The sequence below is a fragment of the Sphingomonas sp. BL-S-28 genome (assembly GCF_055521515.1).
Genome location: NZ_CM145484.1, coordinates 720,983 through 747,125, shown reverse-complemented (window position 1 = coordinate 747,125; position 26,143 = coordinate 720,983). Strand labels below are relative to the sequence as shown.

Annotated in this window: 25 protein-coding genes; 16 read left to right on the top strand and 9 right to left on the bottom strand. The window is 66.2% G+C overall.

What is annotated here, in order from left to right:
* Positions 1-229 precede the first annotated feature (229 nt).
* The 5 genes from ACZ1JC_RS12350 (at position 230) to ACZ1JC_RS12330 (ending at position 3,445) form a co-directional block, all read left to right on the top strand.
* Entirely contained in the window at positions 230-892 is a 663-nt protein-coding gene (locus ACZ1JC_RS12350; protein WP_465136581.1) for an energy transducer TonB, read from the top strand.
* Positions 893-963: 71 nt separating this feature from the next.
* A complete protein-coding gene (locus ACZ1JC_RS12345; RefSeq protein WP_465136582.1) occupies positions 964-1,737 on the top strand; it encodes a MotA/TolQ/ExbB proton channel family protein in 774 nt (257 codons plus the stop codon).
* Between the two features lie 116 nt (positions 1,738-1,853).
* The gene (locus tag ACZ1JC_RS12340) at positions 1,854-2,387 is read left to right on the top strand and encodes an ExbD/TolR family protein (RefSeq protein ID WP_465136583.1); all 534 of its coding nucleotides are present in this window, start codon (positions 1,854-1,856) and stop codon (positions 2,385-2,387) included.
* 23 nt (positions 2,388-2,410) lie between these two features.
* Positions 2,411-2,845, top strand: coding sequence for an ExbD/TolR family protein (locus ACZ1JC_RS12335; protein ID WP_465136584.1), 435 nt, complete (start codon positions 2,411-2,413; stop codon positions 2,843-2,845).
* A gap of 177 nt (positions 2,846-3,022) precedes the next feature.
* Positions 3,023-3,445: an ExbD/TolR family protein gene (locus tag ACZ1JC_RS12330; RefSeq protein WP_465136585.1), complete on the top strand. Its 423-nt coding sequence runs from the start codon at positions 3,023-3,025 to the stop codon at positions 3,443-3,445.
* A gap of 168 nt (positions 3,446-3,613) precedes the next feature.
* Here the strand turns inward: ACZ1JC_RS12330 and ACZ1JC_RS12325 are convergent, their stop codons facing one another.
* Positions 3,614-6,097 carry a ligase-associated DNA damage response DEXH box helicase gene (locus ACZ1JC_RS12325; RefSeq protein WP_465138611.1) on the bottom strand — a complete coding sequence of 828 codons (2,484 nt, stop codon included), beginning with the start codon at positions 6,095-6,097 and terminating at the stop codon, positions 3,614-3,616.
* Positions 6,098-6,200: 103 nt separating this feature from the next.
* Between ACZ1JC_RS12325 and ACZ1JC_RS12320 the strand changes: the two genes are divergently transcribed.
* Positions 6,201-7,472 carry an MgtC/SapB family protein gene (locus ACZ1JC_RS12320; RefSeq protein ID WP_465136586.1) on the top strand — a complete coding sequence of 424 codons (1,272 nt, stop codon included), beginning with the start codon at positions 6,201-6,203 and terminating at the stop codon, positions 7,470-7,472.
* On the opposite strand, the gene pgmG is transcribed toward ACZ1JC_RS12320, so the two are convergent.
* The 3 genes from pgmG to ACZ1JC_RS12305 are packed head-to-tail and all read right to left on the bottom strand — an operon-like array spanning position 7,469 to position 10,042.
* Positions 7,469-8,884 (bottom strand): phosphoglucomutase/phosphomannomutase PgmG, encoded by a 1,416-nt coding sequence (gene pgmG, locus ACZ1JC_RS12315; RefSeq protein ID WP_465136587.1) that lies wholly within the window; start codon positions 8,882-8,884, stop codon positions 7,469-7,471. The genes ACZ1JC_RS12320 and pgmG overlap by 4 nt on opposite strands.
* A gap of 8 nt (positions 8,885-8,892) precedes the next feature.
* Entirely contained in the window at positions 8,893-9,219 is a 327-nt protein-coding gene (locus tag ACZ1JC_RS12310; protein ID WP_465136588.1) for a J domain-containing protein, read from the bottom strand.
* A 10-nt stretch (positions 9,220-9,229) separates the two neighbouring features.
* Positions 9,230-10,042 (bottom strand): division plane positioning ATPase MipZ, encoded by an 813-nt coding sequence (locus tag ACZ1JC_RS12305; RefSeq protein WP_465136589.1) that lies wholly within the window; start codon positions 10,040-10,042, stop codon positions 9,230-9,232.
* Between the two features lie 138 nt (positions 10,043-10,180).
* Here ACZ1JC_RS12305 and panC point away from each other — a divergent pair, with 138 nt between their 5' ends.
* The 7 genes from panC to ACZ1JC_RS12270 all read left to right on the top strand — a co-directional run bounded on the left by panC (position 10,181) and on the right by ACZ1JC_RS12270 (position 18,405).
* Positions 10,181-11,035, top strand: a complete 855-nt coding sequence (panC, locus tag ACZ1JC_RS12300; RefSeq protein WP_465136590.1) for a pantoate--beta-alanine ligase — start codon at positions 10,181-10,183, stop codon at positions 11,033-11,035.
* Between the two features lie 148 nt (positions 11,036-11,183).
* Positions 11,184-11,966 carry a CsgG/HfaB family protein gene (locus ACZ1JC_RS12295; RefSeq protein ID WP_465136591.1) on the top strand — a complete coding sequence of 261 codons (783 nt, stop codon included), beginning with the start codon at positions 11,184-11,186 and terminating at the stop codon, positions 11,964-11,966.
* Between the two features lie 166 nt (positions 11,967-12,132).
* Complete coding sequence (locus ACZ1JC_RS12290; protein WP_465136592.1) at positions 12,133-12,822, top strand: response regulator transcription factor; 690 nt, start codon at positions 12,133-12,135, stop codon at positions 12,820-12,822.
* A 5-nt stretch (positions 12,823-12,827) separates the two neighbouring features.
* Positions 12,828-14,210, top strand: coding sequence for a sensor histidine kinase (locus tag ACZ1JC_RS12285; RefSeq protein WP_465136593.1), 1,383 nt, complete (start codon positions 12,828-12,830; stop codon positions 14,208-14,210).
* A gap of 45 nt (positions 14,211-14,255) precedes the next feature.
* Entirely contained in the window at positions 14,256-14,660 is a 405-nt protein-coding gene (locus tag ACZ1JC_RS12280) for a DUF2946 family protein (RefSeq protein WP_465136594.1), read from the top strand.
* 92 nt (positions 14,661-14,752) lie between these two features.
* Entirely contained in the window at positions 14,753-17,038 is a 2,286-nt protein-coding gene (locus ACZ1JC_RS12275) for a TonB-dependent receptor (RefSeq protein WP_465136595.1), read from the top strand.
* Positions 17,038-18,405 (top strand): PepSY-associated TM helix domain-containing protein, encoded by a 1,368-nt coding sequence (locus tag ACZ1JC_RS12270; RefSeq protein WP_465136596.1) that lies wholly within the window; start codon positions 17,038-17,040, stop codon positions 18,403-18,405. Before ACZ1JC_RS12275 ends, ACZ1JC_RS12270 begins: the two co-directional genes overlap by 1 nt.
* A gap of 45 nt (positions 18,406-18,450) precedes the next feature.
* On the opposite strand, the gene cydX is transcribed toward ACZ1JC_RS12270, so the two are convergent.
* The 3 genes from cydX to ACZ1JC_RS12255 are packed head-to-tail and all read right to left on the bottom strand — an operon-like array spanning position 18,451 to position 21,326.
* Positions 18,451-18,567: a cytochrome bd-I oxidase subunit CydX gene (gene cydX, locus ACZ1JC_RS12265; RefSeq protein WP_465136597.1), complete on the bottom strand. Its 117-nt coding sequence runs from the start codon at positions 18,565-18,567 to the stop codon at positions 18,451-18,453.
* A gap of 10 nt (positions 18,568-18,577) precedes the next feature.
* Positions 18,578-19,726: a cytochrome d ubiquinol oxidase subunit II gene (gene cydB, locus ACZ1JC_RS12260; protein WP_465136598.1), complete on the bottom strand. Its 1,149-nt coding sequence runs from the start codon at positions 19,724-19,726 to the stop codon at positions 18,578-18,580.
* 13 nt (positions 19,727-19,739) lie between these two features.
* Positions 19,740-21,326 (bottom strand): cytochrome ubiquinol oxidase subunit I, encoded by a 1,587-nt coding sequence (locus ACZ1JC_RS12255; protein WP_465148404.1) that lies wholly within the window; start codon positions 21,324-21,326, stop codon positions 19,740-19,742.
* 127 nt (positions 21,327-21,453) lie between these two features.
* Between ACZ1JC_RS12255 and ACZ1JC_RS12250 the strand changes: the two genes are divergently transcribed.
* On the top strand, positions 21,454-23,037 hold the full coding sequence (locus ACZ1JC_RS12250) for an ATP-binding cassette domain-containing protein (protein WP_465148405.1): 1,584 nt from the start codon (positions 21,454-21,456) through the stop codon (positions 23,035-23,037).
* The gene (locus tag ACZ1JC_RS12245; protein ID WP_465136601.1) at positions 23,034-24,620 is read left to right on the top strand and encodes an amino acid ABC transporter ATP-binding/permease protein; all 1,587 of its coding nucleotides are present in this window, start codon (positions 23,034-23,036) and stop codon (positions 24,618-24,620) included. Before ACZ1JC_RS12250 ends, ACZ1JC_RS12245 begins: the two co-directional genes overlap by 4 nt.
* A gap of 4 nt (positions 24,621-24,624) precedes the next feature.
* On the opposite strand, the gene ACZ1JC_RS12240 is transcribed toward ACZ1JC_RS12245, so the two are convergent.
* Together ACZ1JC_RS12240 and ACZ1JC_RS12235 are read right to left on the bottom strand one after the other, a co-directional pair.
* On the bottom strand, positions 24,625-24,987 hold the full coding sequence (locus ACZ1JC_RS12240; protein ID WP_465136602.1) for an ArsR/SmtB family transcription factor: 363 nt from the start codon (positions 24,985-24,987) through the stop codon (positions 24,625-24,627).
* A gap of 1 nt (position 24,988) precedes the next feature.
* A complete protein-coding gene (locus ACZ1JC_RS12235) occupies positions 24,989-25,630 on the bottom strand; it encodes a peroxiredoxin (protein WP_465136603.1) in 642 nt (213 codons plus the stop codon).
* Between the two features lie 296 nt (positions 25,631-25,926).
* Between ACZ1JC_RS12235 and ACZ1JC_RS12230 the strand changes: the two genes are divergently transcribed.
* The gene (locus ACZ1JC_RS12230) at positions 25,927-26,115 is read left to right on the top strand and encodes a hypothetical protein (RefSeq protein WP_465136604.1); all 189 of its coding nucleotides are present in this window, start codon (positions 25,927-25,929) and stop codon (positions 26,113-26,115) included.
* Positions 26,116-26,143: the final 28 nt, after the last annotated feature.

Here is a 26,143-nt window from a genome sequence, read left to right as displayed (position 1 = left end):
GGGCAACGGTGTCGCTAATGAAATCGGCAAAACGGGGCAAAAACACAAAAATGCCCCACGGTTCGCCAACCCGTTTCGTTGTTTACGGATAGGCAAACTGACAGCCGTCAGGGTGGGTAATTTAGAGTTTCGTCATGGACCTTTCCCCTTGGGAGAGGGCCATGGGCGCCTTTGGGCTTGTCCGCACCCGGGTTGGGTCCAGGGCTTGGTAATGGAGTGATGCGTTTGAATGGCTTACGCTGACCAGCAAATGAGCGGTAACAAGATTACCGCGCTTGTCATTGTCGCGCTGATTCACGTCTTTGTAGGCTATGCACTCGTCACGGGTCTGGCCTACGAAGCCGCGAAAAAAGTCATCAACAAGGTGACCACAGTCGACATCAAGGAAGAGAAACCGAAGGAGGAAGAGCCACCGCCGCCGCCTCCCAAGCAGGATACGCCGCCGCCGCCGATCGTGGCGCCGCCGCCGCCTATCAATATCGCACCGGCCCCGCCGCCGGTGACCACCGTCACCACGCCGCCGCCGGTTCCGATTCCTGCGGTTCCGATTCCGGCTCCGGCCGCCGCTCCGCCGGCACCTCCGGCCCCGCCGGCCCCCTCGAAGGCGCGTGGCGCGTCGGTCAAGGGCGGTTGGACCAGCCGTTTCAACCAGGAATATCCGGCCAAGGCCCTGCGCGAAGAGCGTGAAGGCCGCGTCGGCGTCCGGGTTTCGGTGGGTCCCGATGGTCGTGTTGCCAGCTGCTCCGTTACCAGCTCCAGCGGCAGCCCGGATCTCGACTCGGCAGCTTGTGAAGGCATGAACCGTTTCGGTCGTTTCAACCCCGCTCTCGACGATGCGGGCAACCCGACCAGCGGCTCGTTCGCCACGACGATCGTCTACAAGCTCAGTTAATTTGACGGCCTGGCCGGAACCCGATCGATGGATCTGGCCAAATCCTGCATTCTTCTTGAGAGGTAAATCGCATGCTTATCGTTGACATCCTTGCCGCCGCTGGCGAAGCCGCGCCGCAGAACAAGTTCGGTTTCGTGGAAGCTCTCCAGGCCGGTGGTTTCATTTCGTACGCCACCGTGATCATCATGGGCATCATGTCGTTCGGCTCGTTCTACATCCTGTTCACCAAGTGGTTCGAACAGGCCAAGATCATGCGCCAGTTCGGTGCCGTCCGCTCTTCGTTTTGGAAGGCCCCGACCCTTCGTGAAGGTTCGGCCAAGCTCGAAAAGAACAGCGCATGGCGCCAGCTCGTCGACGACGGCATCGCCGCCGAAGACCAGCACGCCAAGATGACCGACACCCTTGAAGCCCACGACTGGATGCACGCTTCGCTCGCGCGTTCGGAAGCTTCGATCAACGCTCGCCTGGCTTCGGGCCTGCCGTTCCTCGCCACCGTCGGCGCAACCGCACCGTTCATCGGTCTGTTCGGTACCGTCGTCGGCATCTATCGCGCCCTGATCGCCATCGGCATCGCCGGTTCGGCTTCGATCGACAAGGTTGCCGGCCCCGTCGGTGAATCGCTGATCATGACCGCGCTCGGTCTGATCGTCGCCGTTCCCGCCGTTCTCGCCTACAACTACCTGCAGAGCCGCAACAAGCGCATCGCCGAACTGCTGACCGGCTTCTCGGCCGACCTGCTGGCGAACATCAACTCGAAGGGCGCCATCAAGCCCACCGTCGCTGCTGCTCCGGTGAAGCCTGCCGCTGCTCCCGCCAAGCCGGCTGCTGCTCCGGCCAAGCCGTAAGCTGCACGGAAATGCGTCGCCGGATGACGGCGGCGCTTTCCACAGGGGATCAAAGGCGGCGCTTTGCAAGCAGGACCGTCGCCTCCCCAGGGCAACGCAAGGATTAGGATAAGACTATGGCGATATCCTCGGGCGGAGGCGGTGCCGAAACACCGATGTCCGACATCAACACGACGCCGCTCGTTGACGTCATGCTGGTGCTTCTGATCATCTTCCTGATCGCGGTCCCGGTCGCGATCCAGACGGTCGAAAAGCTGAAGATCCCGGTCATCAAGTCGGAAGAATCGAAGGACAAGGTCGAAAACCTCCTCCTCTCGGTTACGACCACCGACGATTCGGGTCGCAGTGCGGGTGAACCCGGCTACCAGGGCGCTTCGCGCAACGGTGAATGCCGCGTCTACTTCAACAACATCACGCCGGTGACCTCGAAGGAACTGTACGACCAGGCCTTCAAGCGTCTCGATGCAATCGTGAAGCGTGCAGGCGGTCCGGAAGCCCTTCGGGACAACCCGGATCTGGTTCCGCAGGTTCACATCCGCGGTGACGTGAACGCCCCGTGGCGTTGCGTGGCCGGCGCGATCTACAACGTCCAGATTGCGGGTTACCCGACGGTTGGATTCATCTCCAACCCGGTTGACCCGAACGCTTGACGTTCGAGAAGGAGTAACATTCCATGGCAATGTCAGGCGGCAAGGACGATGGCGCGCCGATGATGGAAATGAACACGACGCCGTTGATCGACGTCATGCTCGTTCTCCTCATCATGTTCATCATCACCATCCCGGTTGCGACCAACTCGATCGACATCGACCTCCCGGTTGCAACCCCTCCGACGAACACGCCGCCGCCGGTGGACCCGATCAAGAACAAGATCGTGCTCACCTCGGATGCGAAGATCCTCTGGAACGGCAACCAGGTCGACCAGAACACCCTGCAGAACCTGCTGGCGCAGTCGCTGACCTACAAGGTCGAGCCCGAACTGCAGTACCAGCCGGAAGCGCAGGCCAGCTACGAGCTGTCGGCTCAGGTTCTCCAGCTCATCAAGGCTGCGAACGTGACCAAGTTCGGCTTCGTCGGCAACGAGCAGTTCCGCGACTTCGGCAAGTAAGCCGGACAACGGAACGATCCTACCGGATCAAGGAAGGGGCGGAGAAATCCGCCCCTTTTTCTTTGTCCAGGCCAGAAGCCACCTATCCCGCTTCGCGATGCCCTATTGGAACACTGCGAAATTCGGGTTACATTTCATGCCAGTGCGGAAAAAGATCCCTGAAGAGAGGACTTGCCCATGACCACTGGAGAGGCCGTTTCCCGCGAATCCCCGATCGCCGCGATCAACACCACGCCGCTGATCGACGTCATGCTGGTGCTGCTGATCATGTTCGTGATCACCATCCCCGTCGCCACGCAGTCGATCCAGGTCGATCTGCCCACGGGCACGACCGAACATACCGTGCAACCGCTGCAGAATACGATCACGATCGGTGCCGATGGCACGATCCGCTGGAACGGCGATAGGGTGGAGAAGGGCGAACTTGCCACGCTGCTCTACAGCACGACGCGGATGCCGGCCGAACCCGAACTGCGCTTCCGCCCCGATGCGAATGCTGCCTATGCCCGCACCGCCGAAGTGCTGCAGACGATCAAGGCTTCCGGCGTGACCAACTTCGGCTTCGTGGACAACGACCGCTTCGGCGCCTTCGACCGATAGGGCAGGCCGACCTCGGATTGCGTTTGAAAATTCGCGGAACGCGAATTTTTGCGGCACCAGCCCTCTCCCCCACCCTTCCACCCAACGGTAGTATCCTGCGGGTGGAAGGGTGGGGGAGAGGGCTGGTGCCGCCTCAAAATGCCCTAGCGGCATTTTTCAAACGGGCTCTCAGTCCTCGCTGGGCAGATCGACCCGCATCGCCAGCGAGGCGAGGCTCTCCGCCTCCACCAGCAGATCTTCGTCCGCCGCGCCGGAAGGCAGCGATTCGCGGCCGATCATCGACAGTGCGGGCACCGAAAGCGGGCTGATCCGGTCCAGCCTGACATGATCGATCTCGCTGGCCGCGCGGTCCAGCACATCGGCCACGCGCGCCACATCGGTCATCCGCGCGCGGGCGTCGGCCCAGGCCGCCTCGATCAGGAGGTGATCAGGCTCGTACTTGCGCAGGACGTCATAAATGAGGTCGGTGGAAAAGGTCACTTGCCGGCCGGACTTTCGCGTTCCCGGCTGCTGCCGCTCCACCAGCCCCGAAATCACGGCCACTTCGCGGAAGGCCCGGCGCAGCAAGTACGATTGCTGCACCCAATCGACGAATTCGTGAGTCAGGATATCGGGGGAGAGCAAGGCGGCGGGATCCTCCACCGGCTTCAGTCCCCAGACCACCAGCGCGTAGTCGGTGGCGACGAAGCCCAGCGGCCCCAGCCCCCGGTCTTCCATCCGCCGGGTGATCAGCATCCCCAGCGACTGATTCGCGGGCCAACCCTCGAACGTGTAGTAGGTCGTGTAAGCGGCGCCGTGGTGCGGGAAGCTTTCGACCAGCAGCCGGCCCGGCGCGGGCAAGTGCGATCGCCAGTCCTGCACCTCCAGCCATTCGCGCACATCGTCGGGAAAGCGCGCCCAGCCGGCCTGATCGCACAGCATGGCACGCACCCGCTCCGCCAGATGGGTAGAGATCGGCATCCGCTGGCCCATGTAGCTGGGGATCGTCGCCGACCGCTTCGCGGCGCGCACGATCAGCTCCAGTTCGCGCAGCGCTTCCACTTCCAGATCCATGCCGGCAAAGCGGAAAGTATCGCCCGGCTTCAGGCTGGCACCGAAGCCTTCCTCCACCTTGCCCAGCGAGCGGCCGTTGCGGAAGCGCACTTCCAGCATCTCGGCATCGACGATGATCCCGGCGTTCAACCGATGCCGCGCCGCGTGTTCGGGATGGGTCAGCCGCCACTGCCAGCCGCCCTGCCCGTCCTTCTCGCGCACGATGCGGCGGAAGCGGTCGTAGGAGCGAAGCGCGTAACCGCCCGTGGCCACGAAATCGAGCACGCGGGCGAAGATCGCCGCATCCACCCAGGCATAGGCGGCGGACGAGCGCACTTCGGCCAGCACCGCCTCTTCGCGGAAAGGTCCGGCACAGGCCGTGCCCATCACGTGCTGGGCCAGCACGTCCAGCCCGCCGGGCCGGAACGGCTCGCCATCGCGCTGCCCCTCGCGCACGGCTTCCTGGGCCGCGAAGGCTTCCAGAAATTCGAAACGGTTGCCCGGCACCAGCATGGCCTTGCTCGGCTGGTCGAGCCGGTGATTGGCGCGCCCGATGCGCTGGAGCAGGCGCGAGGAGCCCTTGGGTGCGCCCATCTGCACCACCAGATCGATATCACCCCAGTCGACACCTAGATCGAGGCTGGCGGTACATACGAGGGCCCTGAGCCGCCCTTCCGCCATTGCCCCTTCCACCTTGCGCCGCGCCTCCTTGGAGAGCGAGCCGTGGTGGATGCCGATCGGCAGATTGTCCTCGTTCGCGTCCCAAAGCTCCTGAAAAATATATTCGGCCAGAAAGCGCGTGTTGGTGAAGATCAGCGTGGTGCGGTGCGCCTTGATCTGGTCGATCAGTTGCGGGATCGCCCATGTCGCCGCATGGCCGCTCCACGGGATGCGTTCCTCTTGCGGCAGCAGGATCGAGACTTCGGGCTCGGCGCCGGGTTCGCCCTCCACCAGTTCCACCGCGTCGATCTCTCCCCACGGTGCCAGCCAGCCGCGAAAGGCATCGGGGTCGGCCAGCGTCGCCGAGAGCCCCGCACGCTGTAGTCCGGGGCTGAGTGCCTGCAGCCGCGCCAGTGACAGCGCCAGCAGATCGCCGCGCTTGCCGGTGGCGAAGGCGTGGATTTCATCGATCACCACGCGCTTCAGGCCGGCGAACAGCGTCGGCGCCTCGGGATAGGTCAGCAGCAGTGAGAGCGATTCGGGCGTCGTCAGCAGCACATGCGGCGGCCGGGCCCGCTGGCGTGCCTTGCGATCGGAGGGCGTATCGCCGCTGCGTGTCTCGATCCGGATCGGCAGGCCCATTTCCTCGACCGGGGTCAGCAGGTTGCGCTGCACGTCGTGCGCCAGGGCCTTGAGCGGCGAGACGTAGAGCGTGTGCAGCCCCTCCGGCGCTTCGCCGCCCGCCTGCCGCGAGGGACAGAAATCCGCCAGCGTCGGCAAAAAGCCCGCCAGCGTCTTGCCCGCGCCGGTATCGGCCACCAGCAGGGCGTGCTTGCCCCGGTCCGATGCCGCCAGCATGTCCCGCTGGTGACGGCGAACCCGCCAGCCCCGCCCGGCGAACCAGTCGGCAATTTCGGGAGGAAGCTTCGGGTCCGTATCTCGGGGTTTGCGCGCCGCCATGGCTGATAGGTGGAGAGAAAAGCCTTCTGCTGCAAGAACGTCCGGCTTGCGCTTCGCCGCATGGCCGGTCACGATGCAGGCCCAGCCACCGGCGCGAGGGCCCATGCCGATCGATCTCGAGCTGTCAGACCTCGCCAAAGTGGCCGTCAGCCTTGCGCTGGGCTTGCTCGTCGGCATCCAGCGCGGCTGGGCCCAGCGCGACCGCGCTTCCGGCACGCGCTTCGCCGGGGTCCGCACATTCGCCCTGATCGGACTGGGCGGCGGCATTGCCGGCGTGCTGTTTCACATCGCCCCCGGCCCCGCCACCGTTCTGGTGGGCGCGGTCGGCGTGCTGGTGCTGATCGGCTACGTGCGCGATAGCCGCCTGAACGAGACGGCCAGCGGCACCAGCGGACTGGTCGCCCTGCTGACCGTCGCCAGCGGCTTTCTGGTCGGACTGGGAGAGCGGGTTACCGGAACCGCCATCGCCGTGACCATGGTGCTGCTGCTGGCGCTGCGCGAGCAGCTCCACGGCTGGATCGACCGGCTCAGCCAGCGCGAGGTGCTGTCGATCGCCCGCTATGCGCTGATTGCGCTGGTGATCCTGCCGCTGCTGCCCGATCAGCCCTTCGGCCCTTACGGCGCGTGGAACCCCCGCCAGCTCTGGCTGGTGGTGGTGCTGATCTCCGGCTTTTCGTTCGCCGCCTATTTCGCCACGCGCATGCTGGGCACCCGGCGCGGGATCATCGCCACCGCCGCCGCCGGATCGCTGGTATCCTCCACCGCCGTCATCGCTTCGCTGGCCAGCCGGATGAAGCAGGGCGAAGAGCCGCGCGCGGTGTTTCGCGCCGCCATCGCCTTCGCCTCGGTCATCATGTTCCTGCGCGTCTTCGTGCTGACCGCGCTGCTGGCGCCCGTGGCGCTGCCCACGCTGACGCGGCTGATCGCGCCCGGTCTGGTGGTCGGCATCGCGGCCGCCGGCTGGTATCTGCGCCGCAGCCGCGCGGCGGCCACGCCCAATCCCGGCCACGAACTGGCGATGCGCAACCCGTTCGACATCGGGCCGGCGCTGATGCTGGCCGGGCTGGTCATGGTGCTGACGGTCGCTTCGATTTGGGTGCTGGCCAATTTCGGGGAGCGCGGGCTGGCCCTGGTGCTGGCAGTGTCCGGCACGGTGGACGTCGATTCCGCGATCATCACCATGGGCGGACTGGCCGGACAGTCGCTGGACGGGCGCACCGCCGGGCTGGTGCTGGCGGTGCCGGTGGCGCTGAACACGCTGGTCAAGGCCGGCGTGACGATACGGCTGGCGGGTTGGCAGAACGGCAAGGCCGCGGCGCTGCCGCTGGTCTCCAGCGCAGCAGCCGTTGGCCTCGCGATCGTGATTCTGCCCTAGCGGGTCAGTCCCGATGCCGCGAGTTGCGCATCGATTTCCCGCAGCAGCCGCTCCAGCCCTTCTGCCGTCTCGCTCTCCGCTCGCGCGGTCAGCATCGCTTGCGTGTTGGACGCCCGCAGCAGCCACCAGCCGTCAGGCGTAGTGACACGCACCCCGTCCACCGCGACGACATCGGCGCCCGCCGCCGCCAGCCGTCCGTGCACTTCCTCCACGGCGGCGAACTTGCGCTCTTCGGCCACCTTGAACCGCAGTTCGGGCGTGGAGATCGCGCGCGGCATGGCATCGTGCAGATCGGCCACGCTGCGATCGAGCCGCAAGGTCGCGGCGATCAGGCGCAGCGCCGCGTAGAAGGCATCGTCGAAGCCGTAGTAGTCATCGGCAAAGAACATGTGCCCGGTCATCTCGCCCGCCAGCAGCGCGCCGGTTTCCTTCATTCTGGCCTTGATCAGCGCATGGCCGGTCTTCCACATGTCCGGCACGCCGCCCAGCCGGGCCACCGTATCGAACAGCACGCGCGATGCCTTCACATCGGCAATGACTTGCGCCCCTGGATGGCGGCGCAGCAGATCCTCGGCATAGATCGCCAGCAGCTGATCGCCCGCCAGTGCCCGCCCGGCCCCGTCGACCACGCCGATCCGGTCCGCATCGCCATCGAAGGCAACTCCGAAATCGAGGTTCTTCGCCGCGACGAGGGCGCGCAAGTCTGCCAGATTGGCGTCCTCGCTCGGGTCCGGATGATGGTTCGGAAACGTCCCATCCACTTCGGTGAAGAGCAGATGATGTTCGCCAGGCAGCTTGGAAGTGAGCCGTTCCAGCACGGGGCCGGCCGCGCCGTTCCCGGCATCCCAGCCGATGCGCAGCTGCGCCAGCCGGTCGGCGGGCAAGCCGTCGAGGGCGGGCAGCATCCCGGCGACATAGGCATCGACAACGCTGCGATCTTCGATCCACCCGCCATCGGCCGCTTCGGCGCCCCAATCCCCGGCTGCCGCGATTTCGCCAAGCCGCTGGATCGCCGCCCCGTAAAAGGGCCGAGCCTGCGCTACCATCTTGAAGCCATTCTGATCGGCGGGATTGTGGCTGCCAGTTATCTGAATGCCGCCCTGCACGTCTTCGGCTGAGGCTTCGGCGTAGTACAGCATCGGGCTGCTCGACAAGCCGATGCGCACCACGTCTGCGCCGCCGGCCAGCAGGCCCTCCACCAAGGCCGCTTCCAGCATCGGCGAGCTTGTTCTACCGTCTCGGCCAACGACGATCTTCGGACGCCCCTGCCCGGTGAGTTCACGGCGCAGGATAGCGGCGAAGCCCCGCCCGATGGCATGGGCATCACCCGCATTCAGGTTTCCCCCGACGACCCCGCGAATGTCGTATTCGCGCAGGATCGTCGGATCGAAATGGTGGTGGTTTTGGGGCATCGCGGCCCTCAGGCCCGCGCGCCGCTATCGATCTGGTCCAGCAGCAGATCGCGCGCGGCATTGGCCTCGTGGACTTTCTCGTTCGAGCCGCCACGATCAGGATGAATCGCGATCAGGCGCTTGCGATGCGCTTCCAGAATGGCCTCACGGCTGGCGCCTTCCGGCACGCCCAGCAGCGCACGGGCCTGTGCCTGCTCATGGATCTGCGCAAAGCCGGTCGCCTTGCTGCGCGACTTCGATGCCGGCCAGTCATAGCCCAGATGGTTCCACGGCCAGCGGCCGGTTGCCAGTTTCCAGGCGATGCAGCCCAGCACGATCAGCCAGATGAGCTTCATCGCGGGGGCTTCAGCCTTCGTCCGAGAGTTCGAGCTGCGGCTCGCGCCGTTCGGGCATCGGCAGGTTGAGCCCCGCCACCAGCCCGCGCAGTTCCTGCCGCGCGACCAGATGGCTGGTGCCCAGTTCGCCCAGATGCCCCTTGTCGAGCAGCGTCAGGCCGGAAGGGAACAGCTCACGGAAGATAACGCGTTCGGACAGGCCCGGCGAAATCCGGAAGCCCACGCGCTTCGACAGTTCCTTCAGCGCGCCTTCCAGACGGCGCATGTTCTTCGCCTCGACGTGCTGGACACGGTTGCGCACCACCACCCAGTCGAGTTCGCGGCGGCCTTCGTTGATGGTCTTCAACCCGCGCTTCTTGCGGGTTTCCCACATGAGTTCGGCATAGAAAGACAGCTTCTTCACGCGGAAGGTTTCGTTCTCCACCTGGCCGATCAGGTCGAAGTCCACGAAGCTGTCGTTCAGCGGCGTCACCAGCGTATCGGCGGTGGCGGCCACGTGGCGGGCGAACTGATCGTCGCGCCCCGGGGTGTCGAACACCAGGAAATCGTAGCCGTCGGCGATCTGCTCGGCCAGATCGTCCAGTTCCCCGATATCGTCGCCATCGTAGACCGCAAAGCGGGCGCCCGGCAGCGCGATTTCGCGCTGGCGCTCCGTCTCGATGCGGTTTTCCAGATAGCGGTAGAGCGTGCGCTGGCGCGGATCGAGGTCGATCGCGGCCACTTTGGCGCCTTGATAGGCAAGCGCGATGGCGACGTGGACGGCCGTGGTGGACTTGCCGGTGCCGCCCTTTTCATTGGCGAAAACGATGCGATGCGCTGTCACGGACCCTAGCTTTCCCTGTTACCGCCGGCCCTGCCCGGCAGGCGAATTCTCAACCGCTTCTTGCCGCCCGGGGCGCGCCGGCGCTAAGGGCTGGCGCGAGGACCGGTCAAGTCCATCCTAACGGAGCAGCCACCCCCAATGCAAACCGTCCACAGCCTTGATCCACTGCGCAGTGCCATCGTGACCCTTCGCCAGACCGGGACCGTGGCCCTGGTTCCCACCATGGGCGCGCTTCATGAAGGTCACCTGACACTCGTGCGCGAAGCGCGCAAGCGGGCGGATCACGTGGTGGTTTCGATCTTCGTGAACCCGCTGCAGTTCGGCGCGAACGAGGATCTGGACGCTTATCCGCGCCAGCTTGAACGCGATTGCAAGCTGCTGGAACCCGAAGGCGTGGCGCTGGTCTGGGCGCCAACCGTGGACGCGATGTATCCGCAGGGCTTTGCCACCAATATCTCGGTCACCGGCGTGTCCGACGGACTGTGCGGCGCCTCGCGCCCCGGCCATTTCGACGGCGTCGCCACCGTGGTCTGCAAGCTGTTCCATCAGGTGCTGCCCGATGTGGCGCTGTTCGGGGAGAAGGATTGGCAGCAACTGGCGGTAATCCGCCGCATGGCGCGCGACCTCGATCTCACCCGCCCCCATGTCGATGCGATCATCGGCGTGGAAACCGTGCGCGAGGCGGACGGCGTCGCCCGCTCCTCGCGCAATGCCTATCTGACGGCCGAGGAACGCGCCGCCGCCGTCACTCTGCCCACCGCGATGAAAGCGGCGATCGCCGCGATCGAAGCGGGCAAGCCGGTTGCCGCCGCCATCGGCGCGCTGGAACAGGCGGTGATCACCGGCGGATTCCTGTCGGTGGACTATGCCGAACTGCGCGATGCCGACAGCCTCGTCCCGCTGGACGCGCGTTCGGACCGCCCGATGCGGCTGCTCGTCGCCGCGCGGATCGGCAAGGCGCGTCTGATCGACAACATGGCGGTCGCGCCCTGACGATTTGCAATGGATTGCACCGAAGCGGCCGCATAAGGATAAATCTCAGTAAGATAGGCACTTGTGCCGTAATATTTCGTATTTATGGTCCCCGCGTTTGGGAAAGCCGTCACGCCCCCGCGTGCGGCGCAACAAAGGGACCAGCACGATGAAGAAGATCGCCAGCGCGCTCGCCGCGCTTGCCGTTCTGGCAAGTTCGTCTTCGGCCTTCGCGGAAGACAAATCCTCAGCCCGCAAGTTGCAGGACAAGGGCACCCAGCAGATCCCGGTCTGCCGCAAGAATCTCGGCACCGTCGCCATCATCGAACCGGACAACCAGTGGTGGCGCGAACTCAGCCTGGGCAGCCCGGAAGCGATCCTGCGCGTCTTCGTGCAGCAATCGCACTGCTTCACGCTCGTCAACCGGGGCCGTTCGCTGCAGAACAGCGCCATGGAGCGCGCGCTGGCCGAACAGGGTGAACTGCAGCGCGGATCGAACGTCGGCAAGGGGCAGATCAAGGCGGCGGACTACTTCCTGCAGCCGGATATCGTCTCCACCAACAACAATTCGGGCGGCGGTGGCCTGGGCGCGATGCTGGGCGGCGTCGGCGGCCTGCTGGGCCGCGGCGTCGGCTCGATTGCCGGCGGCCTGAACATCAAGAAGGGCGAGGCGAACGTCACGCTCTCGATCGTCAACTCCCGCACCACGGTGGAAGAGGCGCTGACGGAGGGCTATGCCCGCAAGTCGGACGTCAGCTTCGGCGGTTCGGGCGGCGGCTTCTTCGGCGGCACCTTCGGTTCGGCCGGCGGCGGCGGGTATCAGAACACGCAGATCGGCCAGATCATCGTGCTCGCCTATCTCGATGCCTATACCAAGCTGGTCAGCGAACTTGGCGGCCTGCCGCAGGACGCCTCGGCAGCGGCTCCCGTCGCCACTTCGGCGCAGCACTGACGGGCGCCCAGAAGACCCTAACAAGTACAGGCCCTAACAAGTATTGTCAGCGGATATCCTGTCCGCCAATGCCTATCTGGACGGGGGTTTTTCCGCCCCGTCCAGCATGGGGCCACTGCATGACCGAACGAGCACGAAGCGCCGCAGGGTGGAGCCGCACGCCGGCATGAGCGCGCTCCGCATTCTCTACATAGAGGACGATACGCGCGCCGCCGCGCAGGTGGCGGAAGTCGCCGAGAGCGCCGGCCTTGCGCTCACCTGGGCCGCGAACGGCCAGGACGGGCTGATGCGCGCCGGCGTCAATCGGTTCGACGTCATCATCCTCGATCGCATGCTGCCTGACCTGGACGGGTTGACCATCGTGGAACGGTTGCGGGAATCGGGCGTGGGGACACCCGTGCTCATGCTCTCCGCGCTGGGCCGCACTTCGGACCGTGCGGAAGGTCTGGACGGCGGCGCCGACGACTATCTGGCCAAGCCTTTCGAGGCAGAGGAACTGCTCGCCCGCCTGCGCGCGCTGCATCGCCGCGCTTCGGGGCGGGAGCACAGCGCGGTGATCCTCTACGGCGCCTTCGAGTGCCACGTGAAAGCCCGCACCGCCTTTCGCGACAACCGCCACCTGGCGCTCAGCCCCAAGGAATTCGAGCTTTTCCGCTATTTCATGGAAAACGCCGGCGAAGTCCTGACGCGCGAGATGCTGCTGCGCGACGTGTGGAAGATGAACTTCGATCCCCAGACCAACGTGGTGGACGTTAATATCGGGCGCCTGCGCCGCAAGCTGGAAGATGGGTTCGACAGCCCGGCCCTCGAAACCATCTGGGGTTCGGGATACCGCCTGCTCGACGGCGGGCGCTGACCGCCATGACGCGGCTGCTGGGCATTCGCCGTTCGATCTTCGCGCAGCTGGTGCTCTGGGCGATCGCCATCGCTGCCGTCATCACCGGCTGCCTTTGGCTGCTGACCGATACGACGATCCGCAACACCAGCCGCACGGCGCTGGAACGCGCCGTCGATGTCGATCTTGCCGGCATGATCGACATCTATTCGAGCGGCGGACGCGATGAACTGGCCCGGCGGATCGAAGACCGCCTGGCGATCCAGCCGCGCGATGACCATATCGCCCACTACATGCTGGCCGACGCAGCCAATCGCCGCATTGCCGGCGACTTTGACGTCTGGCCCGATCTTCACGGCGGCGCGATTACAGGCAGTGAAATCCCCGCGCCCGGTGGGGGGCTTGCACATGCGCGCGTGTCCGTGCTGGCCCCTGACCTGAAACTGGTGGTCGCACACGAGGACCGCGACATCGGCCCGCTGCGCCGTCAGGTCGCCATGGTCTACGTGGCCGGAGGGCTGCTGGCGACGATGGCAGTGGCGCTGGCGGGTTGGCTGGCCGTCTTCCGGCTGGGCACGCGGATCGGACGGATCAATGCCGCCTTCCGTCACCCGGACGACGATGCCCTGGTCGTGCTGGAAAAGGGATCGCACGACCGCGACGAGATCGACGAGCTGACCCGCCATTCCGCCGATGCGCTCGCCCGCCTGCGCCGGCTGGCCGGGGCCCAGCGCGAAACCACCGACCAGCTTGCGCACGAGATGCGCACGCCGCTGATGCATCTCGACAACCGGCTGATGAAAGCGCTTTCGGCCACGCCCGACGCCGAGACCGCCGCGCGGATCGCCGACGCGCGGCAAGAAATCCGCCGCATCGTGCGGATGCTGGAATCGCTGCTCGACATTGCCGCCAGCCAGGCGCGGCGCGGCGATCGGCACGGGCTCTGCCCCGTGGACCTCAGCGCGCTCGCCGATCGGCTGGGCGAACTCTATGCCGACAGCGCCGAGGAATCGGGCCATACCCTGAAGCTGGATATCACCCCCGGCGTGGTGGTCGAGGGGGAGGAAATGCAACTGACCCGGCTGATCACCAACTTGCTGGACAATGCGTTCAAGTTCGTGCCGGCCGGCGGCACCGTGGAACTGCGCCTGAAGCCCGGCCCCTGCCTTACCGTCTGCGACGACGGCCCGGGCGTTCCGGTAGCCGAGCGGGAACGGATTTTCGACAAGTTCGCGCGCGGCAGCGAGCCCGGATCGCAGGACGGCGCCGGACTAGGGCTGGCACTGTGCCGCGCCATCGCAGAGCGGCACCAACTTGAAATCGCCCTTCTGCCCTCTGCACGCGGCGCCTGCTTCATGGTCGCGCCGCAAGCCCGGCGACACGCCGCAACGGATCGCCTCCACGGTTGAACTTGGCCGATGACGGCGGCGGCTTTTCCGGCTAGGCACGCCGGCGTGGGCACACTTCGGCACTTCTTTCGGGCGCGTCCCGAACTGGCGGCTCTGCTGCTGGCGCTGGCGCTGTGCCTCAAGGCCGTGGTCCCCGCCGGCTACATGCCCACCACGCAAGGCAGCACGCTGACGGTCGAACTGTGCTCCGGCTCGACGCCCGGCAGCAAAGTGACGATCGCCCTGCCGACGCGCGACGGCCATGCCAGCGAAAACGCCGGCAAGACGATGGACCACCCTTGCGCCTTCTCGTCGCATTCGGCGGCGATGGTCGACGCCGAACTGCCGGTACTGCTGGCCGCCGCGCTGGCTTTCGTCTTCGTGGCCGTAATCCTGCGCGAACCACTGGCCCTGCGCGTCATCCGCGCGCAAATCCGGCCGCCCTTGCGCGGACCACCCGCCCAAGCCTGATCCCTGCCATCGCCGCGCCTTCGCGCGCGATCCTTCCGGCTTGAGTGCACGTAGACGCTTGCTCGCGCGCGTGCCGATCAGGTGATTTTCCGATGACCCGTATCCTGCTCGCGCTCAGCGCGGCACCGCTTGCCCTTATCTCTGCCCCCGCCTTTGCGGAGGAACCCGCCCCCCCAACCGACTCCATCCTCGTCGTCGGTCAGCGCGATGCGCCGATCAGCCTCGACGCGCGCGGCCTTTCGGTCAGCCTTGGCGACGAACAGTTCCAGGGCGTGAATGCCCAGAACGTCGAGGATCTGATGAAATACGCGCCCGATTTCTTCGTGCGCAAACGATTCGCCGGCGATTCCAACGGCGTGCCCGGCTTTCGCGGTACCCATTCGACCCAGAGCGCCCGGACGCTGGTGATGGTGGACGGCTTCACCGTGTCCAACTTCCTCGGCAACTCGTTCGCCTACGCCCCCAAGTGGGGCGTCGTCGGGCCGGGCGAGGTCGAACAGTTCGATGTCGTCTACGGCCCTTATTCGGCCCGCTATGCGGGCAATTCGATGGGCGGTGTGGTCAATATCACCACCCGATCGCCCAAACGGACCGAGGCTTTCGCCACCGTGCAGGGTCTTGCCCAGCCTTACGACCAGTACGGCACGCATGACACCTATTGGGGCTGGTCCGGCGAAGCGGGCATGGGCTTTCGCCAGAAGGACGGCCCCTGGTCGCTGCGCCTGTCCGGCCGCCATTTCCGCAACACCGGCCAGCCGATGATGTTCTACGGCCTCACCCCGTCGACCAGCACGGCCGCCGCCACCGCCGTGACCGGCGCGGTGGTCGACCCCAAACAGCACATGGCCGGGGCGCCCGGCACCGCCACCAATCCGATCTTCGCCGCACAGAGCCCGGCCGAGATCACCCAGGATCAGGCCAAGCTGCGCCTCGGCTACGACGGCGCCTCGGGCGTGACCGGGGAAGTGCTGCTGGCCTATTGGCACAATCTGGACAATGAGACCGCGCCGGACTGCTACTTGCGCGATGCCGCCGGCGGCCCGGTCTGCGAGGGTCCCGTCTCGATCGGCGGGCAGAAATACACCGCCAGCGGCGCCAACTGGTCGCGCACGATCCGCGACGAACTGTTGGCGGGCGCCAAAGTCTCAGCCCCGGTATCCGATGCGCTGACGCTCGACCTGAATGTCTCGACCTACCAGATCCTGCGCTCGGACGGCTTCACCTCGAAGGGTTACGTGGCCGGGCAGAGCAACGGTGCAGGCACGCTCGCCCGCCAAGGCCCGACCTACTGGTATACCGGCGACCTCGCGCTCACGGCCGATCTGGGTGGGGCAGCGCTGGCCGGGGGCCTCAGCGGCAATCTCTACAAGACCGACCAGATCAACTACACCCTGGCCAACTGGCGCAGCGACGCCGGCAAGGCCTTCTCGACCGAGACTTTCGGCAAGACCCGCAACCTTGCCGCGTGGGCCGAACTGCGCGTGCCGATCGAGGCAGTGACGCTGACGCTGGGCACGCGGTTCGAGGACTGGCGCGCCTTCGACGGCGGGCTGGGCCGGCTCGACACATCCGGCCAGCCAGTGTTCAACCGCTACGCCAGCCGCCATGCCACGGCGTTCCAGCCCAAGACCTCTGCCGAATGGGCGATCGACGGGGCGACGCGCCTGCAACTTAGCCTTGCCAAAGCCACCCGCTTCCCCACCGTGGGTGAGCTGTTCCAGGGCAGCCTCAACGGCAACGGCAGCTTCAATCCCGACAGTTTCGATCCGAACCTGAAGCCCGAACGGTCGACCGACGCCAACCTGTTGCTCGCGCATCAATTCGGCAAAGTGAAGCTGACCGGATCGGCGTTCTGGCAGCGCGTGAAGAACACGATCTTCAGCTTCACCGGCTTCAACCAGAACGGCGTGACCACCTCCAGCTTCAAGAACATCGACCTGACGCGCCAGTACGGCTTCGAACTGATCGCCGAAGCGCGCGCGGTGCTGCCCGGCCTCGACATCGACGCCAATGCCGCGTGGATCGATTCGGTGACCCTGCGCAACGACTCCGCCCCTGCGGCGGAAGGCGTGCAGTTCCCGCGCATCCCCCGCTGGCGGCTCAACGGCAACCTGCGATACCGCGTGATCCCGCCCGTGCTGCTCTCGCTGGGCGTGCGTTATGCCAGCCGCCCGAACACCGATCTGTTCGGCCTCCAGCGCGGCGACACTTACGGCTACACGTCCGAACTCTTCGCGCTCGACGCCAAGGTCAGCTGGGACGTGACCGAACAGCTCCGCCTCAGCGCCGGGGTCGACAACCTGACCAACGATCGGGCCTGGGTCTACCACCCCTACCCGCAGCGCAGCTTCCTTGTCGAAGCGGGATGGAGGATGTGATGGCGACCGAGATGCGTAAAGAGCGCTGGTATCGCGCGGTCTGGCGCTGGCACTTCTACGCCGGGCTGTTCTGCGTGCCCTTCGTGCTGTGGCTCTCGGTCACCGGCGGGCTCTACCTGTTCAAGCCGCAGATCGAACAGGCGCTCTACGCCCCCTACCGCAATGTTGCGGGCGGGCAGGCCCCGCGCCTCTCGCCGGACCGCATCGCCGCGCAGGCGGTGGCGGCGGTGCCGGGATCGATGCTGCACAAGTACGTCCTGCCCCGCTCCCGCGCCGATGCCGTCGAAGTGCTGGTTGGCAAGGGCGCGACGGACACGCGCGTCTGGGTCCATCCCGAGACCGGCGCGGTGCTCTACCAAGCGCCCGAGGAAGGCCGCTTCATGCGCGTGGTCTTCCGCCTCCACGGCGAATTGCTTTCGGGCAATTACGGCTCGGCGCTGGTCGAGACGGCGGCCTGCTGGACCGTGGTGATGCTGCTGACCGGCCTGTTCCTCTGGTGGCCGCGCAAGCTGAGCGGGCTGGCGGGTGTGCTCTATCCGCGCCTGTTCCGGGGGCGCTCGCTGTTCTGGCGCGATATCCATGCCGTCACCGGCCTGTGGATCTCGCTCGGCGCGCTGTTCCTGATCGCCACGGGCCTGCCCTGGGCCAATGCCTGGGGGAGCTACTTCGGGCAGGTCCGCACCCTGACCGGCACGGCCGCCGGGCGGCAGGACTGGTCCGCCGGTTCCTCGACCGACGCGCATCAGCGGATGATGGCCGATGCCGGAATGCGGGCGATGATGTCTGAACATGCCGAGCATCACGGCATGACCATGCGCCACCTGCCCACCAGCCCCGCTGCGTTTGACGCGGTGGTGGCGCGGGCGGGCGGCCTTGGCTTCGCGCATCCGGTCGAAGTCAGCCCGCCCACTTCGGCGGGGGCGCCGTGGCAGGTCCGCAGTCAGGCCGAAAACCGCCCCATGCGCGACAGTGCCGAGGTCGCGGGCGACGGCACCTTGGTAGGGATCGAGCGCTTCGGCCAGCGCCACTGGGTCGACCGCGCGGTCGGCTACGGCGTCGCCATTCATGAGGGGGCATGGTGGGGGCTTGCCAATCAGCTCATCAATCTGGCGGTGCTGCTCGGGCTGGTCACGCTCTGCCTGTCCAGCGTGGTGCTGTGGTGGCGACGGCGACCCGACGCCATGCTGGGCGCGCCGGCGACTTTCGCGCCGCTGCGACATAGCTGGGCGCTTGTCTTGCTGGTGCTGCTGCTGGCCGTGCTGATGCCGTTGTTCGGCATTTCACTCGGCCTTGCGGTGCTGGCGGAATGGAGTCTCAAGCGCATCGCCCCAAGGCTGGGCGCGTGGATGGGCTGGCGCGTCGCATAGGAAAACGGCGGCGCTCCGTGTGGGAGCGCCGCCGCCGTCATGACGTCAATCGAGGACCGTCTTCTCGTCGTTCGGATCGGTGTGGAACTCATGCCACACGCCGTTGATGATGCCGAAGCCGACAGCCAGGCCGACGCCGAGGATCCAGGAAAAGTACCACATAGTCGGCTCCTCAATAGAAGTCGGGGTTCATGCCCACTTCGCGCTCGGTCACGCGGCCGAACATCACCTTGTAGGCCCAGGCGGTGTAGAGCAGCACGATCGGCAGCAGAATCACCGTCACCAAGAGCATGATGAACAGCGTCGTGTGGCTGGACGATGCGTTCCACACCAGCAGGCTGGAGCGCGGATCGATCGAGCTGGGCAGGATGAAGGGGAACATCGACAGCCCGACCGAGGCGATGATGCCCAGGTTCGCCATCGACGATCCGGCAAAGACCATCACATCCTTGCGTCCGCGAATGCCGAACAAGGCAACCAGCGGACCGGCCAGACCCAGCAGCGGGGCCAGCACCATCCACGGATGCGCGCCGTAATTCGCCAGCCATGCACCGCCGACCTGCGCGGTTTCGGCAAGACGCGGGTTCGACGCGCCCAGCGGATCGACAGTGCCGGCCAATTGATAGCCGATATCGCCTTTTGCCAGCCACAGACCGCCCACGGCATAGAGCACGAAGGCCACCAGTGCCGCGATCTGACCATAGCTCTGCGCACGGTCGCGCGCCGGGCCATCTTCCAGCTTCAGCGTCAGCCAGCCCGCGCCGTGCAGCACGATCATCGCCACCGACACCACCCCGCAGAGCAATGCGAACGGTGTGAACAGGCCCAGCAAGGTGCCCTCGTAGAAGCTGCGCAGGTCGCTATCGAGCCGGAAGGGCACGCCCAGCAGCACGTTGCCGATCGCCACGCCGAACACCAGCGAAGGCACGAAGCCGCCGACGAACAGCGCCCAGTCCCAGCGCGAGCGCCAGGCGGCGTCGGGCCGCTTCGAACGGTACTTGAAGCCCACCGGCCGCAGGATGAAGGCGGACAGCACCAGAAACATCGCGATGTAGAAGCCGGAGAAGCTCACCGCGTAGACGAAGGGCCAGGCCGCGAAGATCGCGCCGCCGCCCAGGATGAACCACACCTGGTTGCCTTCCCAGGTGGGGCCGATGGCGTTGATGACCATGCGGCGCTCCGCATCGGTGCGCCCCACGAAGGGCAGCAGCGCGGCCGAGCCGAGGTCGAAACCGTCGGTCAGGGCGAAGCCGATCAGCAGCACGCCCATCAGCGTCCACCAGATCAGCCGCATCGTTTCATAGTCGAAGGGAATGGACATCGTTTCCTCCGTCTTATTCGGCCGGGATGGCGGTGAAAGTGGTGGCGGGCGCCCGCTCCGGCGTCGGCTCGCCGTCATAGCCCTCGTAGACCTCAGGGCCCTTGCGGATCGTCGCCAGCATCAGCTTGACCTCGATCACCGCCATGATGCCGTAGAGTGCCGTGAAGCCGAAGATGGTCGACCAGATCTGCGGCACCGTCAGGCTGGACGCGCCCAGGAAGGTCGGCAGCACGCCGTCCACCGCCCAGGGCTGACGGCCCAGCTCGGCAACCAGCCAGCCCACCTCGATCGCGATCCACGGCAGCGGCATCACCAGCACGGCGCTGCGCAGGAACCACTTGCGATCGAACCGTCGCCGGACCGAGAAGGCAAAGGCCGTCGCGAAGAAGGCGATGAAGAAGAAGCCCAACCCCGCCATCACGCGGAACATCCAGAACAGCGCGGGCACATTGGGAACCGTGGTCCAGGCCGCCTTCAGGATCGTTTCGTCATTCGCAGTGCGCGGATCGGCGACGAAGCGCTTCAGCAGCAGGGCATAGCCAAGGTCGTCCTTGTTACGCTCCCAAGCCTCACGCGCGGCAAGGTCGGTGGGATTGACCTTCAGCTTCTCCACCGCGTCATAGGCCAGCACGCCATTGCGGATGCGCTGGTCGGCGCGTTCCACCAGCGGGATGATGCCGGTGACTTCGCCCGAAAGGCTGCGCGTCGCGATCAGGCCCAGCACATAGGGGATCTTGATCTCGTGCGTAGTCTCATGCGCTTCGTTCGACGGCAGACCGAACAGGTCGAGACCGGCCGGCGCCTTCTCGGTTTCCCACATGGCCTCCATCGCGGCCATCTTCATCTTCTGGTTGTCCGAAACCGCGTAACCGCTCTCATCCCCCAGCACGACGACCGAGAGCGAGGAGGCAAGCCCGAAAGCCGCGGCCACGGTGAAGCTGCGCTTCGCCAGTTCCAGATGACGCCCGCGCAGCAGGTAGTAGCACGAGACGCCCAGCACGAAGAGGCTGGCGCAGACATAGCCTGCACTGACCGTATGCACGAACTTCGCCTGCGCGACCGGATTGAAGATCACGTCCTTGAAGTTGGAAACTTCCATGCGCATCGTTTCGGGATTGAACACCGCCCCAGTAGGATGCTGCATCCAGCCGTTGGCGACGAGAATCCACAGCGCCGAAAGGTTCGAACCGAGCGCGACCATGATCGTCGTCAGCAGGTGACCGCGCTTGGAAAGCCGGTCCCAGCCGAAGAACATCAGGCCCACGAAGGTCGCTTCCAGGAAGAAGGCCATCAGGCCCTCGATCGCCAGCGGCGCGCCGAAAATGTCGCCCACGTAGTGCGAGTAATAGGCCCAGTTCATGCCGAACTCGAACTCCATGGTGAGGCCGGTGGCCACGCCAAGGACGAAGTTGATGCCGAAAAGCTTGCCCCAGAACCGCGTCACGTCCCGCCAGATGGGACGATCGGTTATCACATAGACACTTTCCATAATTACGAGAATGAAGGAAAGGCCGAGTGTCAGGGGAACGAAGAGAAAATGGTACAGCGCCGTAAGGGCGAACTGCAACCGGGTGAGTTCAACCACTGCCATATCGATCATGTCGAATCCTGCCTTTTGAGCACTCTGGCGAGGCGGTAATCGGTTGCCTCGAACAGGTTGGTTTCGTAGGGTCGCGTTAGGCTTAGCCACTTGGGCTGTCAAACAATACTTACATGGTTTACGTAATTTGATCTATGTCAAAACAACCGTGCCGTGGCTGGCCGACATCGCCGGCGCAGCCGTCCTCTCCTGGGGATTGGCCAGTGGTGTTGGGCTGGTAGCCGGACACGCGACTGGGCCGATTGCCGCGCCCGCATCCGGACCCGGCCCCCTGTTGCTGCCCGCCGCACTGATGATTGGCGGGGCGACCCTGCGTGCCGGCGCGGCTTTCGCCGTCGATCGGCTGGCCGTCGGCACCGCGCAGGCCAAGGGCCGTGAACGACGCCGCCGATTGTGGTCGGCCCTCCTCGGCGAACCGCTTCCGGGTCCGCTAAGCACCGGGGAAAGCACCACACTTGCCATCGACCATAACACGGCGATCGAGAATCGCGATGTCAGGTTTTCCCCCATCCGCCTGAACGCCGTGATCGGCCCGCTGGTGGTCGCCGCCGTGGTCGCGCCGGCCAGCTGGGTGGCGGCCGCGATCATGCTGGCGACGCTGCTGCCCTTCGTGCTCGGCTCGATCCTGGCCGGCACCGCCGCCCGCCGCGCCTCCGAACGCCAACTGGCCGCGCTGTCCGCCTTGTCCGGCCTGTTTGTCGACCGCGTGACCCACCTGCCGCTGATCCGCCACTACGGTGCCGAAGCACGGATATCGCAGCAAGTGCGCGAGGCAACCCGGCAAGTCGCACAGCGCACCGTGGCCGTGCTGCGCGCAGCCTTCCTGTCCAATGCGGTGCTGGAGTTCTTCGCGGCCCTCTCGATCGCCCTTGTCGCAGTCTACTGCGGCTTCTCGCTGCTCGCCCTGCTGCCGTTCGCCGCACCGGAGAAACTGACACTGGTTCCCGCCTTCTTCGTGCTGGCCATGGCGCCCGAATTCTACCTGCCGATGCGCCGCCTTGCCGCCGCCTATCACGAGAAGCAGCTGGGCGAAGCCGCCGAAGCCGCTTTGGCGCCTTACGCCGAAGCGCCCGAGCGCCCCGCCACAGCGCCCGCCGGCGACTTCAACGGTCTGCGCGTCGACAATCTCAGCCTCGCCTTCCCCGGCATCGCCGTGGGGCCGCTGACTTTCGCGCTGGCCCGGCACGATCTCGTTGCGCTGACCGGCCCGACCGGCAGCGGCAAGACCAGCACCCTCGCCGCGATCGCGGGGCAACTGACGCCCGCCACCGGCCGCATCACCGGCACCGATGGCAACCTCCTTCCAAGCGAAGCGGTGGCATGGGCCGCCCAGCGCCCGCTGCTCGTCACCGGCACGCTGGGCCGCAACCTCGCGCTCGCCGCCCCTCAGGCGAGCCCCGCAGAGATCCTCGCCGTGGCCGAGCAAGTCGGCCTCGCCCCCCTGCTTGCCCGGCGCGGAGGACTGGACATGACCATCGACCACGCCGGATCCGACCTGTCGGGCGGCGAGCGTCGCCGCGTCGGGCTTGCCCGGGCCATTCTCTCCGGCCGTCCGCTGATGCTCTGCGATGAGCCAACGGCCGATCTCGATGCCGAATCCGCCGCCGCCGTGATCGCGTTGCTGCAACAACTCTCGCAATCGCGCTCCATTCTCGTCGCCACCCACGATCCCGCGCTGGCCGGCGCCGCAAGGCAGGAGATCGCCCTGTGAGCGTGCCCCACACCAATCCGCTCACCATTGCCGGGCTCGCGCGCGGGCGCCTGCTGTTCGCCAGCCTCTGCGCGATCTTCGCGGCCGTGGCGGCAATCGGCCTGCTGGGCGTGTCCGGCTGGTTCCTGACCGGCGCGGCGCTGGCCGGAGCGGCCGGAACCGTGGCCGTCGCCGCGTTCAACTACCTGATCCCCAGCGCGCTGATCCGCCTACTCGCGATCGTCCGCACGCTGGCGCGTTACGGCGAGCGACTGCTGTCGCACAAAGTCGCGCTGGAAAGCATGGCGGACTTGCGTGGATCGCTGTTCGACAAACTCGCCGCGCAGGACAGCCGCCGTGTACAGGACACGTCGCCGGGCGAGGCGAGCAACCGCCTGATCGACGATGTGGGCGCGCTGGAAGACCTCGTGATCCGCGAACCCGCCCGCCATGCAGCGCTGGCCTCGGCGGCCGTCAGCCTGCTCGCCGCCCTGCTGGCGGGCATTCCTGCGCTGCTGTTCCTCGCGGCGCTGCTCGCCGCGCTCCCCATGCTGTTCGGCCGCGTCTCGCTAGCGCTCACCCGCAAACCTGCCGAGGACGCCGCCGAAGCGCTGGGCGATTTGCGCCGCCACTACATCGAACTCGCCGCCTCGCGCGCCGAGATCGCCGCCTACGGGCTGGCCGACGTGGCACTGGAAGAATTGGAACCCATCGCCGAACGGCTCGACAGCGCGCGGTCCCGCCTGTTCCGCGCCGAGGCGCTGCAGGGCGGGTTGCTGACTCTTTACGGCGCCGCCGCCATGGCAGGCGTGCTGCTGCTGGCACAAGCGAGCGCCCCCATCGTCGCACTCGCCATGCTGGCGACCGCGTCGGCGGTGGAGGCCATGGGCGGCTTCGCCCGCAGCCTGCTGCGCCGCGCCGCGCTGAATGCCGGCCTGCGCCGGATCGCCGCGCTGGATGCGCTCGACCCCACGCTTGCCCCCTTCGAAACTGCGACCCGCGCGGCAACGGTGACGCTGGGCGCCCGCCAATTCGCACCCGGCGCCCGCGTGGCAATCACCGGACCGTCCGGCTCCGGCAAGACCCGCGTGCTGCTGGCACTTGCCGGCATGCAGGAACCCGTAACCCCGCTGGCAATCGACGGCACCCCGCCCGACCTATGCCCCGCCCGCCACCTGCAGGCGCAATTCGCCTTGTCCGCACAGGACGCCCCCATGCTGATCGGCACGGTAGCAGACAACCTCCGCCTTGCGCGCAAGGGCCTGACCGAAGCGGAGATGTGGGACGCGCTGGACGTGGCCCAACTCAGAGAGCGCATAGCCACCAGCGAACTGGGCCTGGATACGCCGCTGGGCGAAGCCGGCGGCACGTTCTCCGGCGGAGAGCGTAAGCGCCTTTCACTGGCCCGCGCCCTGCTGGCCGGGCGGCCGTGGCTATTGCTCGATGAGCCCAGCGAAGGGCTGGACGCGCGAACCGAAGCCGCCTTGGTGGAAAGCCTGGATGGATGGCTGAAGCGGACCGGCACCGGCCTGCTTCTGGTCTCCCACCGTCAGGCCCCGCTAGCCCTCTGCAACGAGCGGTTGGAGATTGCCGCGCTGGCCTGAGCCGTCAGCGCAGCACCCGCGCAAAACCGGCGGCGCCGCCCTTGGTCGTCCCCGTCGGCTCAACCGGCGCGGGGGCCGACGCTGCGCCGCCTTGCGCCATGCCGTCCAGAAACGCGCTCAATTCCCGCATCCGATCGGCATCGACGCGGTAGAACACCTGCTTGCCGGTCCGCTGCGATGCCACCAGCTCAGCCTTGCGCAGTACCGCAAGTTGCTGCGAGAGCCCGGGCTGCCCGATCCCGGTCACATCCTCGATCTCGCCCACCGAAAGCTCGGCAGCGCGCACCGCGTGGAGGATCTGCAGCCGCAACGGATGCGCCAGTGCGCGCAGCAGCTCGGCAGTCGCGTCGAGGTCGTCCTGCTCCATCTCAGCGGCCCCTGCCCACCGGCGCGTAGAACCACGCCGCAGGTTCGGATGTGGCAAGCGCCGCCGCCGCCGTATCCTCCGGCGCGCGGAGCAGGTCGTCACCCACCTGCCAGTCGGCCGGAGCAAGCCCCTCGCCGCCGCGCACCTGCTGGAGCGCCGTCAACAACCGCAGCATTTCCGGAATCGAACGGCCGACCGTCAACGGATAGCTGTTCAGGGCCTGCAACACGCCTTCGGGATCGATGAAATAGGTCATCCGTACCGTGGCACTATCGCGCGCGTCGGCTCCAACCATGCCAAACCCGCGCGCGATCTCCATCGTCGGGTCTTCGATAATGGGAAAGTCGATGGCGACACCGGTCGTGTCACGGATCAGGCGTATCCACGCGAGGTGCGAATAGAGGCTGTCGACAGAAAGCCCTACCAGGCGGCAATCCAGCGCACCAAACTCTGGAGCAGCCCGTGCGAAAGCAAGGACCTCGCTGGTGCAGACCGGCGTGAAATCGGCCGGATGCGAAAACAAGATCAGCCAGTGCCCGCGATAGTCCTCAAGATCGAACGCCCCCTGCGTGCTCCGCGCCACGAAGCGCGGCACCCGATCACCGATGCGCAACGGCTGCAGCGCGCTTTCCTGCGTTTCCACTCGATCCTCCACCCGTTCGCGAGGGGCCGACGCTTACATGATTATTCGCTATCGTAAAGCGTGCCGGGGGCTTTGCGAGGACGTGCCAGCACAACGCGCCACAGATTTCGAAATTCCGCCTTCTCACCATCGGAAACATTGTAATTGAATATGGGCACGATTCCGAAAGTGAGAAGCAGTCTCGCCACCGTCGCGCAGTCGGCACACTTGCCGACAAATTGATGCCGATGGGACAAAGTGCTGCGACACCGTTCGATCAAAAGGACAGCCTCGAAAGTTCTTGAAGGGGGTGTCCCATGATCCGCCTTGTGCCCGCCATCGCCGCAATCGCCGCCACATCCTCACTTGCTTATGGCGTCGCCCCGAACACATATACGCCGGCGCGCACAACGCAGCGGATAGAAGCTTCGGCCGTGATCGGAAAGGACAAGCCCGTATTCCTCGGCCGCATGGTCGTCACCGCCACACCACTGCCGGAAAATTAAATCGGAGAATGTCCGGGAAAGGCGGCTG